Genomic DNA, 17,035 nt, shown 5'->3' with positions numbered 1-17,035 from the left:
CGAGCGTGCGTAAACCCGGTCCCGGCACGGAGTGTCGGACCGGGGACACGCACGCTCGCGCCAAAAGGGGAGGCGCGCACGCTCGCGCCAAAAAGGGGCTCAGGCCTTGATGCGGATCTCGCCCGGTGTCCACCAGCCGCTGCGGGTGGCGCTGCCCAGCTCCAGCTCGGCCGGCGAGGCCGGGACGACCTCGTCGAACTTGCGCAGCGAGCCCCAGTCGCGGCCCCAGTCGTGGTTGAGATACGTGGCCATCACGTGCGCCCGCAGCAGCATGTCGGAGATGCCCAACAGCCCGCCGTTGACGCCGTCCTGCCAGGTGTCGGTGTCCTGCTTCTTGGCGTTGTAGTCCGGGGTGATCCGGTACTTGGGCACCTCGGTGACGCCGTTGGCGTGCAGCATCGGATGCTGACACGGGAACGCCAGGCCGACGGCCCAGTCCAGCAGCACCGGCTGCTCGGAGCCGATGTACTCCTGGATGGTCTTCACCTCCGGCAGCCGCGGCGGCGTGAACGCGATCCAGTCCCGCGGGTTCAGCGACTTGTCCACGGCGACAATGCGAACCGCGACCGCATCGGCGGGAATCTGCTTGCGCGGGTAGCGCAGGTTGCGCCACATCCGCGGCCACTCGCCGAACAGGTCGTAGGGCACCAGTCGCCCGCCGGGTACCACGGCGCCGTCCGGCCCGGGCAGCCCGTACTCCAGCTGCACGTCCTGGCCGGTGGTGTAGCCCTTGAGCACGCTGTTGCCGGCGATGGTGCCCGCCGCGGTCACCGCCAGCAGCGGATGCACGTCATCGGCCGGCGGCAGGGCGTACCACGCGGAGGTCAGCTTGGACTCCTGCTGGCCGTCGGTCGAGTAGCTGCCGGCCAGCGGGATCCGCGCCGGGTCCAGGCCGTAGGGCAGCGGGACGGTCGAGCCGTTGATGCCGGCCGTCTTGAGCTTCTTCGGGGCGTCCCAGTCGTAGTCGGTGCCGGGCTGGGTGATGCTCATCCGCAGCGACTCGGCCACGATCTTCTCCGGCACCCCGCTGGCGGTGAACCCGACCGGGTCGGCGCCGCCCAGCGGGCCCAGTTCGCCGTAGCTGCCCGGCAGCGGCGTCAGCGCACCGTCATTGGGGTCGGGCTCGACCAGCACGTTGTCGGCTTGCCCGCAGCCGCCGACGAAGGCCCGCACGTTGGCCAGACCGTTGGAGTAGCTCGGGTATTCGCGGACGATGCCGATCGCCATCGAGGCCACGAACACGCACACCATGAAGCCGGCCGCCACCGGCACCGGGGCGGCGGTCAAAGCCCGAGCCACGCGGCCCTCGCCGCGGTCCCGGGGTGCGAAGTGCAGCCAGGCCGCCCACCCCGCCGTGATCGCGAACAGCGCGAAGAAGATCGTGCTGACGGTGACGCCACCGATGCGCGGCATGTCGGCGTTGAACGGCACCCCGTAGCTCGAGACGTACCACCAGCCGTTCGTGGTGGCGAAACACAGTGCCAGCACGAACAGCACCGCCGCGGCGAACGCCATCCGGTTACGCGACCAGCGCACCACCTGCCGGGATACCAGCACCGTGGTCAACGCGGCCATCGCGCCGGCGACCGCGGCGAACAGCCCGAAGTGGTGCACCCACTTGGTGGGGGCGAACATCAGCGAGAACATGGTGGCCAGGATGACGCCCATCAGCCGCCACACCGGCCCGCTGGCCACTCCGGCGATCCGCTTGCGCCGCAACATGATGAACATCGCGGTGAACAGGCACAGCGCACAGATCAGGAACCCGAACCGGCGTGACAGCGAACCGTCGACGGTCGGCAAAACCAGATAGTAGTAGCGCAGGTTCTCGGTGTACCAGGCCTGGCTGGGGCCGATCGCGGTGCGAATCCTGGTGGCCTCCAGCACCGCCCGCACCGTCTGGTCGGCGAAAACCACCGTGAGGATGATGGCGCCGGCGGCCAGTAGCGGCGCCACCAGCGCCCAGGTGCCGTGAATCCGGTGCCGGCGCACCAGGATGCGCAGCAGCGGCCGCCCACCGGCCAGCAGTGCTGCGACCGCGATCAGCCCGGTCGGCTGGATGCCCAGCGTGAACGCCGCGCAGATGATCGCCAGCGCCGCCGGGGTCAGCCTGCCGGAGATGATCGCCCGCTCCACCAGCACCCAGGTGATCAGCGCGCCGACCGCGATGATTCCTTCGGGCCGCAGGCCGTTGTTGAACGGCATCCACGCGGCCAGCAGCACCATTCCGGCCGCCCACAGCGCGGGCTTGCTGGCGGCCACCGCCGGGCCGAACCGGGGGAGCACCTCGCGGCTCAGCAGCAGCCAGCACACCAACCCGGCCACCAGATCCGGCAATCGGATCCAGATGCTGGCGTCGGAGACGTGCGTCATCAGCGCCAGCAGGTTGTAGTACCAGCCGAACGGGTCCTCCGGGCTGCCGAACCAGCGGAAGTAGTTGCTCATGTAGCCGGCGTGATCGGCCACCCGGGCCATGCCGAGGATGTAGCCGTCGTCAGAGGAGTTCGCGCCGATCACGTACCAGACCACGAAGCCGAGCACCACCGCGACGTCGGCCAGCGAGAAGAACCGCCACCGCGACGGGATCAGCCGGTGCATCCGGCGGCCGTCGAGCCGGTCGAGGCGCCACAGCGCCAGCACCGCGATCACGGTGGCCAGGATCGCCGCGAAGATCGCGGCTCGCTTCAAAGCCGTCGGCTGGGTGGAGAACCGAGTGTCGATGTCGGCGGTCAGCGAAAGACCTTCCGGCGCCGGGCCGCTCAGATCGGAGAACACCCCGACGATCTGCGGGCGCAGGTTCGGGTCCGCCCAGCCGTAACGTTGCGTGACCCCGCCGATGGTGGCGAAGGTGCCGTCGTGCGACGACGTGACCTCGATGTCGGTACAGCCGGGGCCTTCCACCTTGGCCCGCGGCGCGGTGGCCAGCACCACGTTGCGGTCGGTGACATCCACCCGCTTCTCGGTGACGGTGATGAACAGTCCGTTGAGTGCGGCGTCCTTACCCTTGGCCGGTGCGGTCGACAGCAGCGTGCCGCCCTCGGCGGGCAGCTCGCGCACCAGCGCGCACGGCGCCGTCACCGACATCGAGATCGGGGTCTGGGAGATCAGTGGCGCGGTGACGCTGTGCAACTCGCCGTGCTGCGGCCAGTTCAGCGTCGCGGTGGTCTGCACCACCGGCAGCAGCGGGGTGGCCACCGACAGCAGGAAGCCGACCAGGCCGGCGATGATCGCTACCAGGCGCGTGGTGCGAATACTCATGGCAGTGCTCGAATCGGTCCGGGCCGGCTCCAGCCGGTAACGGTCATGGTGCCCTGGTCGATGACGGCGTCGGGCGCGGTCTTGGCCGGGATCAGCCGGTGGTAGGCCTCTACCGCACCCCAGTCGCGATACCAGTCGTCGCGCAGGTAGGTCGGCACCGTGGTGGTCCACAGCATCGCCTGGGTGATCATGAACGGCCCGCCGTCCTCGGCGGACTGCCACAGGTTCGACGACGCCGCGGTCTGCTTGTGATCCGGCATGATCCGGTACTCGGGCAGCTCGGCGATGCCCAGGTGTTCGGCGAAGGGCCGTTGGCACGGGAAGTTCGCCGCGACCGCGATGTCCATCAGCACCGGGGTCTGTGATCCCATCAGCTCACCGATGGTCTGCACCACCGGCACCCGCGGCGGGGTGAACGCGATCCACTGTTCGGTGGACAGGTTCGGGTCATTGGCGACGATCCGCACGGTGTCGGTGCCCGGCGGCGCCCACGCCAGCGGGAAACGCAGGTTGCGCCAGGAGTTCTGCGGCCCGATGTCGATGGGCTCCACCTCGCCCAATGACGTGACGGCGCCGTCTTCGGCGGAGCTGCCCCATTCCAGTTTCAGCGGCTGGCCGTAGTCGAGCTTGCCGTCTTCGCCGTGCGACCAGATGGCGCCCGCGGCGCTGACGACGACGATCGGCGCCCGCTGCGGGCCGGGCTCGGGCAGCCGGTACCAGACCGACGTGGCGTGTGCGGCCACCTGCTCCTGGTACGACCCGAGCACCGGTGTGACGGCCGGGTCCAGGCCGAACGGCAGCGCCACCCGGGAACCGTTCACCCCGTCCGGGGCGTCGTCGGGAATCTTGCCGCCGGCGGTGCCCGCGGCGTCGCTCTGGTTGGCGCTGGGCTTGTTGGGGGAGGCGTCGGCGTTGGGCACACCGGGCTTGGCGATCACCGCCAGCGAGGTGAGGTCGTCGTCGACGGCGTTGGGGTCGAAACCGTACGGGTCGTCGCCGCCGAGCGGTCCCAGCTCGCCGTAGCTTTGCCCTGGGATCGGTTGCAGCAGACCGGCATTAGTGTCCGGTTCGGCCAGCACGTCATCGGCCATCCCGCAGGAGGACAGGCCGGAAAGGATAGCGTCGGCGTTGGCCCGCGCGGTGGTGTAGGCCGGGTAGCGGCCCGCGGCGGCCTTGGCCATCGAGCCGACCATCAGCAGCACCATCAGGCTCGAGACGACCAGCAGCGGCGTCGACGCCAGGATCCGGTTGCGCCGGGTGGGTGCCACCTCGGTGTGGCCGGCGTAGTCCAGCCGGAAGTGCTGCCAGCCGGCCAGCAGGCCGGTGGCGATCGAGGCCGCCAGGAACATCGACGTCACCGGGCGGCTGGCGATCACCGGCGGGATGTCGAACCACGGCACGCCGTAGCCGCCGACGTAGAACCAGCCGTTGACCCCCGAGGTCGCCCAGGCGACCAGGAACAGCAGCGCGGTCACATACAGCGTCATGTTGCGTCGGCTGTGCAGCCCGACGCGGGCGAAGGTGAAGGCGGTGACCGCGGCCAGCGCCCCGGCCAGCCCGGCGAACCCGCCGAACTGCACCGCCCACTTGGTCGGGGTGAACGTCAACAGCAGCAGGCCCACCGCCGTCGTCCCGATCAGCCGCCAGGCGGGCCCGCTGGCCACCCCGGCGATCCGGCCGCGCCGCAGCAGGATCACCAGCATGGCGAACATGCAGAACAGCAGCACCAGCACGGCGAACCGGCGGGTCATCGAGGCGTCGACGTTCTCCTCGACGGTCAAGAAGTAGTAGCGCAGGAACTCCTGATACCAGGCGATCGTCGGCCCGACCACGTATTTGATGCGGGCGGACTCGGCGACCGCGGCCAGCGTCTGCGACCGGCACACCACCACGGCGATGGTTGATGCCGCCGCGGTCAGCACCGCCAGCGGTGCGACAAGTCCGTCGAGAGTCCGGCGCTTGCGGATCACCGCTTCGATGGCCCGCGATCCGGTCAGCAGCGGAGCCAGCGCGATCAGCCCGTGCGGGGCCAGCGTGACGGTGAGGACGGCCACCAGGATCGCGCATGCGGTCGGCACCAGCCGGCGGGTGGCGATGGTGTGCTCCACCAGCACCCAGACCACCAGGGTGCCCAGCGCGATCAGCGGTTCGGGGCGCAGGCCGTTGTTGAACGGCAGCCAGGCCGCGGCGAACATCATCGCGGCGGTGAACACCGCGATTCGGTTGCCGGACAGCCGGCCCAGCCGCGGCAGAATCCGGCGGCTGATGATCAGCCAGCAGGCCATGCCGGCCAGCGTGGCGGGCAGCCGCATCCACACTCCGGCGGTGCTGAGGCTGCTCAGTTGGCCCAGCAGTGCCGGATACCAGTCGAAGGGGGCCTCGCTGGCGCCGAAGAACCGGTAGTAGTTGGCGACGTACCCGGCGTGCGCGACGTTGCGGGCCATCGTGAGGTTGTAGCCGTCGTCGCTGGAGATGGCGCCGATGACGTGCCACAGCGCCAGGGTGCCCAGCACGCCGATATCGGCCAGCCAGGTTATCGGGTTGGCCTTGAACCAGTGCCGCCAGCTGCGCGGGGTGCGGTGGGTGTGGCGGCGGTCCAAGACCGCCAGCGCGATGATCGACGCCAGCACCGCCAGCACACCCAGGGCCATCACGGCGGCCTTGAGCGTCGTCGGGTTGGTGATGAAGCGGGTGTCGACGGCGATGTGCGCGCTCAAGCCCGGCTCCGGGCCGATCTTGAGCTCGGTGAAGATGCCGCCGATCTGCGGCTTGTTCTCCGGCGGCAGGCTGCCGGACGCTCCCGGTATGCCGACGAATTCGGCGCCGACGTCACCGGGGTTGGCCCACAGGCGCAGTTGGCTGCAGTCGGCGATCTTGTCGCGGGGGGCGGCCGCGGCCACATGATCGCGGTAGGCGGCGAACACGGTGGTCTTGTTGGCCCGCACGAACAGGCCGTGCGCGGTGGCGTCGACGCCGCCGGCCGGCACGGTGGACAGCACCAGGCCACCCTTGGCCGGCAACGTGGCGATGGCCGAGCAGGGAATGGTGATGTCCAGGCCGCGTGGTGCTCCGGAGACCAGCGGGGCGGTGACGTCGGTGACGTGGCCTTGCGCGTCGACGCCCTGCGGCCAGGCGATGGTGGCGGTGGTCTGCCGGGCCGGGAGCAGCGGCGTGATGCCGCACAGCAACACGCCGGCGATGCCGGCGACCACCGCGATCAGCCGGGCGAGTCGATAGCGGGGCTGGTCCTTAGGCTGCGCGGAGGGGGAGGACACGAGCCTCGATGTTATGCGACCGGGGTCCCGAAGCCGGGGACCCCCGTCCCGCCCGTCGGGCGCGGAAGCACCTCACCGCCGCGCGGCCGGGAGATAACTGTCCATATGGTCCGGAGCCGCGACGGCAGGCAGGTCGGATCAAAGCTCGATCACCTGCAGCACCGCGTCCAAGCCGGCGAAGTCGGCGGGGTTGCGGGTTGCCAGTGCGGCGTTGTCGGCGACGGCGACGGCCGCGATCATCACATCGACCCGGCGCCTTCTGCCGGTCGTTCGCCCGGAGGCAGCGATGATCGCACACAGTTCGCGGTACACGTCCGCTTCACGCTGGGTGAACCCAACGCCCTCCCCGTAGGCGTGGCGTAACCGGGTGAGGTCCACCCGTGCCCGCGCGGCGATCTGCGGATCCGGGTGGGTCGTACCCTCACTGAATTCGGCGAAGGCAATTGCCGACACCAATAGTTGGTGGGTCCCGGGCGGAAGGCGCTCCCAATGCGGGCGTTGAATCAACAGATTCGTGTCGAGGTGGATCTTCACGGGCCGCCGACTCGACCGGATTGATCCCGGCCGCTTTCGACGAGTCGCAACATCTCGGCTTCGTAATGGTCTGGCCTGGGACTGTCATACAACCCCGAGGCCATGATCTGTTCGGGACTGGCGCCGGTACGTTCGGGGGCGGCGCGGGAGGGTTGCTCGGGCGACGGGTCCTGCTCCTTGACGATCACCACACCAGTGGCCGCGCCGTGGTTGGTGACCTGGAATGTCGTTCCCTTCGCCGCCGCGTCGATGACCCGCGAGGCGTTCTGTCGAAGTTCACGAATCCCCACCGACTCCACTTCCATGACGACAGGGTAGCACCGTTGTAGCTCATATGTAGCACATTGTGGGCCGAGGTGCCGCGCGGAGAAACCCAGAAACCGCCAGGAAACTCAGTGCCGCAGCGGCGCCGGGCTCCACAACCCGGACCGGACCGCCGTGCCCAGCTCCAGCTCAGCCGGTGTCGCCGCAGGGTAGTACGGCGTCAACTGCTGCAGCGCACCCCAGTCCCGGAACCAGTCGTGGTTCAGATAGCTGGGCACCGTGGTCGCGCGCACCAGCAGCTCGGTGATGCCCAGCGGGCCACCGCCGTTGTTGTCCATCACCGGCGAGTTCGCCTCGGCGCCGAAGCGGTCCGGCAGGATCCGCCACTTGGGTACCTCGGTCACCCCATTCTGGTGGCCGAACGGCCGCTGGCACGGGAACGCCAGGCCCACCAGCCAGTCCAGCAGCACCGGATCGGACGACCCGACCACCTCCTGCAGGCTGCGCAGCTGCGGAACGCGCGGCGGCGTCACCGCGATCCAGTGCTGCGGCGCCAGGTCGTCGTCGCGGACCACCAACCGGATCCGGGTGGCCTCGGCCGGGATCGCCGACATCGGCGTGCGCAGGTTGCGCCACGCTGGCACCGCCCCGATGTCACCGAAGTCGATGGTGCCGCCCGGCTTGTCGTTGGCGGCACCGGCGTCGGTGGCCCACTGCGCGGTCACCTCACCCCGGTCGAACCGGCCGGCGGCCGCCACCACCAGCAGCGGCCCGGCGTTCGCCCGGTCGGCGGGCAGCCGGTACCACGCCGAGCGCAGTTGCGCGGGCACCTGCACCCCGGGACGCCAGCTGCCCAGCACCGGCACCCGGGCCGGGTCCAGCTTGTAGGGCAGCCGGGCCCGCGAGCCGTTGATGCCCTCGCGGGCGGTGGTGCCACCTTCGGTGCCCGCTTCGCCGCTGGTCTCGGCGCCGGTCTGCGCGTCGTCGTCGGCCAGCCGGCCCAGCCCGGGCGGGCCGATCACCTGGTCGGCGGAGACGTCGGCGGGAATCCCGTTGGGCGCGAACCCGGCCGAGAACGTCGCGCCGAGTGCGTCGGCGACGGGCGTGTCGACCGGCTCGAGCATCCCGGCGTTGGGGTCCTGTTCCACCAGTACGTCATCGGCCAGCCCGCACGTCTTGCCGGAGCCCAGCACGGGAATGGCGGCCAGGTTCGACCGGCCCACCGTCCACGCCGGGTACTGGCCGAGCATCGACACCGTCAGCGACACCACCTGGAAGACAATCAGCGCCCAGGAGGCGATGGCCAGCGGGTAACCGGAGAGCGCCGCCCAGCGCGGCGGTCGGTCCTCGTCGTTGACGAAGTGGAACCACGCCGCGACCAGCAGCGCGAGCACCGTCAGCCCCACCCCCATGGTGGCGAACGCCAGATGCCACTTGGGGAATGCGTTGGACCACGGCACCCCGAAGTTGGAGACGTACCACCAGCCGTTGACGCTGGCGAACGACAGTGCGGTGATGAACAGCACCAGCGCGGTGAACAGCGTCCGGTTGCGCCGGGAATGCATCGCCGCGGCGCCCACCGCGACGGCGGCCAGCGCGCCCAGCGAACCTGCCAGCCCGGCGAATACCCCGAAGTGATGCGTCCACTTGGTGGGGGTGAACATCATCGCGATGAACGAGATGATGGTGATCCCGATGATGCGCCGGCTCGGCCCGGCCGCGGTGCCGGGAATCCGGCCCTTGCGCAACGCCATCGCCACGCTCACCGCCAGCGCGACACCGAGCGCCAGCACCGGGAACCGCCGGGCCACCGAGCCGTCCGGGGTGGCCAGGAACAACCGCTCGTAGCGGACGTGCTCCTCGAACCAGGCCAGGCTGGGCCCGACTGCGGACTTCAGCGTGCTGGCCTCGATCTCGCCGGCCAGCGTCTGGTCGCGGAAGATCACGATCGCGGTGATGCTGATCGCGGCGGCGATGGGTGCCAGCAGCGGCGCCAGCCCGAACTGTGCCGAGCGCCGGTGCAAGATGGTGCGCAGCGGCCCGATCGCCACCAACAGCGCGCCGATGGAGGCGATCCCGGTCGGCCCGGAGAACAGCGTCAGCGCGCCGATGATGCAGGCGACCGCCAGTGGCAGCAGCCGGCTGGTGGCCACCGCTCGTTCCACCGAGCACCAGGTCGCCAGGATGCCCAGCGCGATGATCGGCTCCGGGCGCAGCCCGTTGTTGAGCGGCAACCAGAACGCCAGGAACATGCCGGCCGCGGTCCAGGCCGCCGCCGTGCTGTGTTTGACGGCGTGGCCCAGCCGGGGCAGCACCTCACGGCTGATCAGCCACCAGCACGCCAGTGCCATGCCCAGCGTGGGCAGCCGCATCCAGATGCTGGTGGTCGACACTTGCGACCACACCGCCAGCAGGTCGTAGTACCAGCCGAATGGCGCCTCCGGGGTGCCGAACCAGCGGTAGAAGTTGGCCATATAGCCGGCGTGCTCGGAGATGCGCGCCATGGTCAGGATGTAGCCGTCGTCGCTGGTGTTGGCCCCGACGAAGTGCCACCACACCAATACGAGGGTGACGAGTGTGTCCAGCGGCGACATCGACCACCAGCGGGCCGGCAGGAACCGGCGGTGCCGGGTGCCGTCGGCGGTGTCCAGCACGTGCAGGGCGATCAGCGCGATGACCGTCAGCGCCACCCCGAGGAGCATCGCGGCCAGCTTCAGCGGGGTCGGTGCGCTGGAGAAGCGGGTGTCGACGGTGGCGGTGAAGTCCAGTCCGGCCGGCGCCGGCCCGGACAGATCGGTGTAGACGCCGACGATCTGCGGCCGGAAGTCATAGCCGCTGCGGGTTCCGGTCAGCGGCGAGCCGGGGTGCTCGGCGTTGGGGCCGTGCTTGAGGCCGACGAACTCGGCGGTGACGCGGTCGGCGTGCGCGGTGAACGTCAGCTGCTGGCAGTCGGGGCCGAGCACCTGCGACAGCGGCGCCACCACCACCGGCACGTTGCGCACCACCAGAACCAGGTCGTCGTTGACGCGTTCGATGAGCAGCCCGCGGTCGACGGCCTTGGGCGCCTGCTTGGGCACCGTGGACAGCAGCACGGTGTTGGTCTTGGTCAGGCCCGCGGCGGCCTGGCACGGCACGGTGATGTCCAGGTCGGTGGCCACGTAGCTGATCAGTGGGGCTTGCACGCTGGCCCACGCGCCGTTCTGCGGCCAGTTGAGTTCCGCGGTGGTCTGCTTGACCGGCAACAGCGGGGTGAGAATCGCCAGCAGGGTGCCCAGTACGCCGGCGACGACGGCGACGGCCCGAGCGATCCGGAAGTCGGCGCGCGTATCGGTCACGGACCTAGATGCTATCGGGGTGCTTTGCGGCCCCGCGGGGTGTGTCTGGCCGGGCAGACTTGGACTATGGAGACTGTCGAGTACCGCCCCGGCCGGCTGGCCGATTTGTTCGGTGAGCGCTCGCGGCGAACCGCGCTGCTGTGGCACGGCAAGCAGCCCGACGCCCGCACGGCGCTCCGGCCGCTCGCCGAACGGGTGGCCGCCCACGGCGTGCACGTGGTGGTGCCCGACTGGAATTCCCACCACGACGACGGCGGGCGCACAGATCTGCTGGCATCGGTGGGGTTCGCGCGGGAACGGGCCGACGACGCCGACGGCCTGATCCTGGTTGGGTGGTCGATGGGCGGCCTCGCGGCGGCCGGGCTGGCGCTTCACGCCGGCCGGTACGGCGCCGGCTTCTCCCACGTGGTCTGCCTGGCCGGCGCGTTCCTGGTTCCCGACCCGATCAGCGGCCAGCACCCGGTTGCCGCGCTGCCGGGCGGGCGGCGCTGCCCGATCACGTTGCTGCACGGCACAGCGGACGACGTTGTTCCGGTGACGGCGAGCCGCGAGTTCGCCGCTGCCCTGGCGCACCACCGGTGGCCGGTGGAGTTGGACGAGTTGTCCGCTGATCACGGGTCGATCGCCGGGGCCAGTTATGACCCCGAGGCCGACCGTTATGCGGCCGCCACCGACCGCCGCACGTTGGCGGTCGCCGCCGAGGTGGCCGAGCGCATCACCGCCGCACCGCCAGCACGAACGGGCCGATCTTCTCCACGCTGAATGCCGGGCCGTCGAACAGCGCCGCATCCAGTTCCACGGTGTAGCGCTTCACGTTGGGGTGGTTGGGATAGACGTCCTTGGCCAGCCGCAACGTGTAGGTGTCCCCGGCACCGGGCCGCAGCAGAAACACCGTCGGCGCCGGCCACGGCAGGTCGTCGAGGGCGCGGGTGAACTGCGCCGAGGTCTCCAGTTTCGACCACGCCTCGATCGCGGCGGCGCGCGCGGAGAACTGCGCCAGCGGGTTGGCGTAGTGGCTCGTCAGGCCCTGGAATCCCCAGTAGGGGTAGTAGGACAGGAAGCTGTAGTCGGCGGTGAGCACCACGATCTCGTCGCGCGCCTTGCCGGTGGCCTTGGTGATGGCGGCGTCAACCGCTTCGTAGTACTTCGCCGCGCCGGGCGGGCGCCGGTCGCCGCGCTGGCCGTGACCGTCGGTGTCGGTGTAGGCCACGGTGATGTCGGGGCGCAGTACCTCGGGGATGTCCTGGGTGAACGCCAGCGCCCCGGCCAGCCCGACGGCCGTGGCCACCGGATGAACCACCCGGTGCCAGCCGGTCGCGGCCTCGCCCAATGCCCGGGCGCCCTCGACGAAGCCGAAGACTCCGGCGGTGGCCAGCAGCACCGTCAGCGTCGGCTGCAGCCGGAAGCTCAGCAGTGTGGTGCGGGCCAGCGTCGACAACATCGACAGCAGCGACCAGGCGTAGACGCCGACGACGCCGATCGCCAGCGCCCCCGCCCGGGTGGAGCTGCGGGCTTTGACCACCAGCCATCCGGTGCCCAGCAAGCACAGCGCGCCGAGCAGGGTGAACTGCAGCATCGGGAAGCTCAGCTCGGCGCCGTCGCCGGGCAGGTAGTGCCGGGCGCTGCCGGTGTCGCTGGTCGGGTTGCCGGCGGCGCGCAGCAGATACGGCGTCCAGGTGATCGCCGCGATCGCCAGCGCGATCACACCGATCACCAGCAGCCGGACCAGCGGGCTCAGTGCCGCTTTGAGGCCGTCGCGGAGACGTGATGCGGCCAGCAGCAGCGCCATCAGCACCACGGTGAACGCGCTGTAGGCCACCAGCAGGGTGTAGAACGTGGCGGCGAAGCCCAGGAAGATCCCGGTGCCGGCGACCGCGCCCCAGCCTCGCCCGGTTGCCCCCAGGCCCGACCAGGCCAGGATCAGCACCGGCGGCAGCAACACGGTGATCATCGCCGCGTAGGGCTCCGGGGAGCTATAGGCCAGCGTGACCGCGGCGCCGGCGATGGTGGCGATCAGCGCGTACTCGAAGCGGATCAGCTTGTTCCACAGCACCAGCGCGACCGCGACCGCCACGGCCATCGAGGTGATCGCCCACGGCTTGTACATCTCCCAGCCCGGGGTGCCGGCCAGCGCCGCGGCCCGGCCGCCCAGCCAGAACCAGCCCGGCGGATAGAACGACGGCAGGCCCTGGTAGGTCATGTCGGCAAGCGCCGGACTGTCGGTGAAGCGGGTCAGGTATTCGGTGCGGAACTGCTGGTCCACCGAGATCCCGAACAGATACAGCTTGGTGGCGCCCAGCGGCATCGCCAGCGTCACCACCGAGAAGGCGCTGGTGAACACCACCGCCGCCAGCCACGCCAGGACCCGCCGGCCGCGCCGCCACAGCAGGCCGGCGCCGGCCAACCCGGCCAGGCAACCGACCTGCCCGACGGTGGTCAGCGCGTGCAGCTGGTTCGACGATGGGTACGCCGGCCACTCGACCCGGGCGATCGCCACCAGGGCGATGACCGCGACGACGACGGCGATGAGGCCCGCCAGGATCATCTGGCCGACGGTCGTGAGCGCGGTGCGCATCAGCGGCGGCCTGTCGAGTCGGCGGCGGCGGAGGGGGGGTGGCTGTTGCCCGCCTTTGAGCGACAGCGGGCGATCGCCTGGGGGTGGCAGCGCGCCGAGTGTGCGGTTTGGGCGCGATATGCCGGTGATTTCATGCCAAAACGCACACTCGGCGGGGGGCGGTGCGGCGTGGGCGGCATAGGGGAGGCGACCGGGATCAGATGGGCAGTCGGCGGAAGATCGCCCGCGGGACGTGGCGCAGCACCATCATGACGTAGCGGAAAGCCCCTGGCGCCCACACCAATTCCTTGCCCTTGGCGGCCGCGGTCACCGCCAGCTCGGCGACGTCCTCCTTGTCGACGGTTAAAGGGGCCTCCTTGACGTGCGCGGAGAAGCGGGTGCGCACCTGGCCGGGCCGGATCACCAAAACCCGAACCCCGTCGTCGCGCAGCGCCTCACCCAGACCGAGGTAGAAGCCGTCGAGCCCGGCCTTGGTGGAGCCGTAGACGAAGTTGGTGCGGCGCACCCGCTCACCGGCCACCGAGCTCATCGCGATGATCTGCCCGAAGCCCTGGGCGCCCATCTTGTTCGCCAGCAGCACACCGACCGAAACCGCTGCGGTGTAGTTGATCCCGGCGACCTGCACGGCCTTGGCCTGGTTGTGCCAGAGCTCCTCGGCGTCGGCGTCCATGCCGAACGCCACGATGGCGACGTCGATATCGATGGGGCTATCGCCGTCGCTGAAGGCGGCGTCGATCATCGCCGGGTGAGCGGCGGTGTCGAGGGCGTCGAAGTCGATCACCCGCACCGACTTGGCGCCGGCGGCCTCCATCGCGGCCACGGCGTCGTCGCGGCCGGGATCGCCCGGCAGGCAGGCCAGGATCACCTTCGCCGAGGCGTGGCGCAGGTAGCGCGCGCAGATCGCCAGCCCGATCTCGGACGTACCGCCGAGCAGCAGGATGGACTGGGGATTTCCGGTGGCGTCAAGCACCATCTACAGCAGCTCCAAACGTCGGGCCATGTCGGAGGCGAAGACCCCGTCGGGATCGACCTTGCGGCGCACCGCAATCCACTCGTCGATGCGCGGGTACATGGCATGGAAATTCTCCGCGGTGGTGCGGGAATCCTTGGCGGTGTAGAGCCGGCCGCCGAACTCCATCACCCGGCGGTCCAGCCCGTTGAGGAACTCATCGACCCCGGGCCGCATAGGGAAGTCCATGGCGACGTTCCAGCCGGCCATCGGGAAGCTCAGCGGCGCCTGGTTGCCGGGTCCGAACAGTTTGAACACGTTCAGCGCCGACGAGTGCCCGCTGGCCTGGATGTCGCGGATGATCGCCTTGAACTCCTCGACCGCCTCGGTGGGAACCAGGAACTGGTACTGGGCGAAACCCGCCGTGCCGTAGGCCCGATTCCATTCCCCCAGCAGGTCCAGCGGGTGGTAGAACTGCGTCAGGTTCTGCACCTTGCCGCGGTAGTGCCCGCCGCGCCGGTAGTACAGCTCGCCGATCACGCTGGCCGACAGCTTGTTCATCAGCCCGTTCGGGAAGATGTCAGGCACCGTCATCAGCTGCGGCGCGTCGAATTTCAGCGGGTCGCGGGCCAGCTTCTTGGGCAGCTCGTCGCGCCGCGCCAACCGGCCCCGGGTGATGGCCGCCCGGCCGAGCTTCGGCGGCGCGCTGACGGCGTCGAACCAGGCCGAGGAGTAGGTGTAGTCGGCCTCGCTGCCGTCGCTGTGGAAGGCGATGGTCTCTTCAAGAGTGGTGGTGTTGTCGCCGTCGTTGATGAAGTACGCGGTTTCGGTGGGGGTCATCGCGATGACGGCGCGCACGATGATCCCGGTCAGCCCGTTGCCGCCGACGGTGGCCCAGAACAACTCGGCCTCGGTGCCGTCTGGAGTCAGATGCCGCACGGAACCGTCGGCGGTCAGCAACTCCATGGACACCACATGGTTGCCGAAACTGCCCTCACTGTGGTGATTCTTGCCGTGGATGTCGCAGGCGATTGCGCCGCCGATGGTGACCTGGCGGGTGCCCGGCAGCACCGGTACCCACAGGCCGAACGGCAAGGCGGCCTTCATCAACTGGTCCAGGCTGACGCCGCCGTCGACGTCGACGACGCCGTCATCGGCGGAGATCGAGTGGATCCGGTTCAGCGCGGTCATGTCGACGACCAGGCCGCCGCCGTTCTGGGCGTTGTCGCCGTAGGAGCGACCCAGGCCGCGGGCGATCACGCCGCGCCGGTTTGCGAGGGATCCGTGATCGGATGCGCGCGCCACGGCTTTGGCGATGATCTCGACGTCCGGGGTGGACAGCACCTGCGCCACGCTCGGCGCGGTGCGGCCCCAACCCGTCAGCCGCCGCGTGGTCGTCTGCAACTCGGTGCTCAACATCGCAAGTGAGGGTACCGCCAACGCGCCCGCAAACCGGTTCCGCGTGACTAATCGGATGACTACCGTTACGATCGCGCAATGCCTGAGACTCCCCCCACAGATTCCGCCTCTTCGGCCAAGCCCGCCAAGCCCAAGACCGCGGGTTTTCCGAAAACTTCCACTTCGTCCTCGGGACTGTCGGTGCCGACGATCGCCGCTCTCGCGTTGTCGGTGCTCGCCATCGTGTTGGCCGTCTTCGGCTGGTTCTACCCGTCGACGGGCCAGAAATTCTCCGGCGATCAGCGCCAGGAAGCCAAGGGCAAGATCTGCGACGCGCAGGCCGTGGTGCGCCAAGGCACCCAGTTCAACACCAACCTGCAGAACCCGGTGCCCGGCGACCTGGCCGGTGACCTGGCGGTCGGCACCAACGCCCGGCTGTCGTTGTTCGCCGGCGGTGCGTTCCTGCACCAGCGCCTGGAGGCCAATCCGGCCACCCCGGATGACCTGTCCAAGGCCGTCGGCGACATGGCCGACACGCTGGAGGCGCTGAGCATCAACTACCTGGCCGGGCACTCGCCGGACGACTCGGTGCAGCAGCCGCTGCGCGACCAGCTGCGTGGTCAGATCGACGTGCTCGACAACCTCTGCCAGCCGGAGTAACCCCCTTCAGAATCCGTTATCCGATCTCAGCACCGGTTGCGCCAGTCGCGCAGCCGGTGCTGAGTCGTTTCCGGGGCAGCACGGGAGGTCCGCGGGCGATGGCAAGCTCAGCGGAGTTCGCGGACCTGAAAGTCGCTCCGCACCTTGCTGATCCGCTGGTAATCGCGGTCGCGATGCAAGACGCCGGCCCCGTGGTACAGCGCTGTCTCCGCGATGAACAAGTCGGGTAACGGCGTTCGATGCCACATCCCGCGATGATGGGCCAGATCACGCTGAAGGCGGCGAACCCGGTCGAAGATGTCGGCCGGTGCGGACAGCACCGGGTAGGCGTCACGAACCGCGGCGGACTGGCTGTCGTAGTCGGCGCCGGACCGCGCCGAGTACAGCCACTCGAGTTCGCTCATCTCACAGAGAGCCACGTCGGCCAGGTCGATATCGTCCGGCAACGCCGCACCGCCCACAAGCCGCACGTGCGCGCTCTTGTCGAGCAGCCAGAGGGTCATCGCCACGCCTGGTCAGCCAACAGCGCATCGGTGTCGACCTGCTTGCCCGCGCTCGCCAGGTGCTCGGTGATCCGTCGCCGCCGCTCGTCGGCCTCGCCCTGCGCCTCGGCTATCAGCCGGCGCAACGCTGATTCCACCGTGGATCGCAGCGTGCTGCCGGTCACCGACTGGGCCTTGCGCACCAGCTCCTCGTCGAGCTCGATTGTTGTCCGCTTCACTGCCATGCATACATATTAACAGTGCATAAGTACATAATATCGCGACCGCCCCGGGGATGGGCAGTC

At 69.7% G+C, this 17,035-nt stretch carries 12 protein-coding genes; 2 read left to right on the top strand and 10 right to left on the bottom strand.

The window, feature by feature from the left end; genetic code table 11:
* Nucleotides 1-99: 99 nt before the first annotated feature.
* The 5 genes from BST10_RS12475 to BST10_RS12455 all read right to left on the bottom strand — a co-directional run bounded on the left by BST10_RS12475 (nucleotide 100) and on the right by BST10_RS12455 (nucleotide 10,681).
* Nucleotides 100-3,258: an arabinosyltransferase domain-containing protein gene (locus tag BST10_RS12475; protein WP_083038037.1), complete on the bottom strand. Its 3,159-nt coding sequence runs from the start codon at nucleotides 3,256-3,258 to the stop codon at nucleotides 100-102.
* Entirely contained in the window at nucleotides 3,255-6,533 is a 3,279-nt protein-coding gene (locus BST10_RS12470) for an arabinosyltransferase domain-containing protein (RefSeq protein WP_083038035.1), read from the bottom strand. The genes BST10_RS12475 and BST10_RS12470 overlap by 4 nt, the downstream gene beginning before the upstream one ends.
* A gap of 138 nt (nucleotides 6,534-6,671) precedes the next feature.
* Complete coding sequence (locus BST10_RS12465) at nucleotides 6,672-7,067, bottom strand: PIN domain-containing protein (protein WP_083038033.1); 396 nt, start codon at nucleotides 7,065-7,067, stop codon at nucleotides 6,672-6,674.
* Nucleotides 7,064-7,372: a type II toxin-antitoxin system Phd/YefM family antitoxin gene (locus BST10_RS12460; RefSeq protein ID WP_083038031.1), complete on the bottom strand. Its 309-nt coding sequence runs from the start codon at nucleotides 7,370-7,372 to the stop codon at nucleotides 7,064-7,066. Before BST10_RS12460 ends, BST10_RS12465 begins: the two co-directional genes overlap by 4 nt.
* 87 nt (nucleotides 7,373-7,459) lie before the next feature.
* Nucleotides 7,460-10,681, bottom strand: coding sequence for an arabinosyltransferase domain-containing protein (locus BST10_RS12455; protein ID WP_371869233.1), 3,222 nt, complete (start codon nucleotides 10,679-10,681; stop codon nucleotides 7,460-7,462).
* Between the two features lie 51 nt (nucleotides 10,682-10,732).
* On the opposite strand from BST10_RS12455, the gene BST10_RS12450 reads away from it, so the two are divergent.
* Nucleotides 10,733-11,428, top strand: coding sequence for an alpha/beta fold hydrolase (locus BST10_RS12450; protein WP_083038027.1), 696 nt, complete (start codon nucleotides 10,733-10,735; stop codon nucleotides 11,426-11,428).
* On the opposite strand, the gene BST10_RS12445 is transcribed toward BST10_RS12450, so the two are convergent.
* From BST10_RS12445 to dprE1, 3 genes are all read right to left on the bottom strand, one after another.
* A complete protein-coding gene (locus BST10_RS12445; protein ID WP_083038025.1) occupies nucleotides 11,382-13,241 on the bottom strand; it encodes a galactan 5-O-arabinofuranosyltransferase in 1,860 nt (619 codons plus the stop codon). The two genes, BST10_RS12450 and BST10_RS12445, sit on opposite strands and share 47 nt — an antisense overlap.
* A gap of 196 nt (nucleotides 13,242-13,437) precedes the next feature.
* Entirely contained in the window at nucleotides 13,438-14,214 is a 777-nt protein-coding gene (dprE2, locus tag BST10_RS12440) for a decaprenylphospho-beta-D-erythro-pentofuranosid-2-ulose 2-reductase (protein ID WP_083038023.1), read from the bottom strand.
* Nucleotides 14,215-15,609, bottom strand: coding sequence for a decaprenylphosphoryl-beta-D-ribose oxidase (gene dprE1, locus BST10_RS12435; protein ID WP_083038021.1), 1,395 nt, complete (start codon nucleotides 15,607-15,609; stop codon nucleotides 14,215-14,217).
* Between the two features lie 78 nt (nucleotides 15,610-15,687).
* Between dprE1 and BST10_RS12430 the strand changes: the two genes are divergently transcribed.
* The gene (locus BST10_RS12430; protein ID WP_234807354.1) at nucleotides 15,688-16,248 is read left to right on the top strand and encodes a hypothetical protein; all 561 of its coding nucleotides are present in this window, start codon (nucleotides 15,688-15,690) and stop codon (nucleotides 16,246-16,248) included.
* Nucleotides 16,249-16,355: 107 nt separating this feature from the next.
* Here the strand turns inward: BST10_RS12430 and BST10_RS12425 are convergent, their stop codons facing one another.
* Nucleotides 16,356-16,751, bottom strand: a complete 396-nt coding sequence (locus tag BST10_RS12425) for a PIN domain-containing protein (RefSeq protein ID WP_083038112.1) — start codon at nucleotides 16,749-16,751, stop codon at nucleotides 16,356-16,358.
* On the bottom strand, nucleotides 16,748-16,975 hold the full coding sequence (locus BST10_RS12420; protein WP_205277439.1) for a type II toxin-antitoxin system VapB family antitoxin: 228 nt from the start codon (nucleotides 16,973-16,975) through the stop codon (nucleotides 16,748-16,750). The genes BST10_RS12425 and BST10_RS12420 overlap by 4 nt, the downstream gene beginning before the upstream one ends.
* Nucleotides 16,976-17,035: the final 60 nt, after the last annotated feature.

The sequence above is a fragment of the Mycolicibacter algericus DSM 45454 genome, from assembly GCF_002086455.1.
In the GTDB taxonomy this organism is placed as follows: Bacteria; Actinomycetota; Actinomycetes; order Mycobacteriales; family Mycobacteriaceae; genus Mycobacterium; species Mycobacterium algericum.
This window is presented reverse-complemented; position numbering and strand designations above follow the sequence as displayed.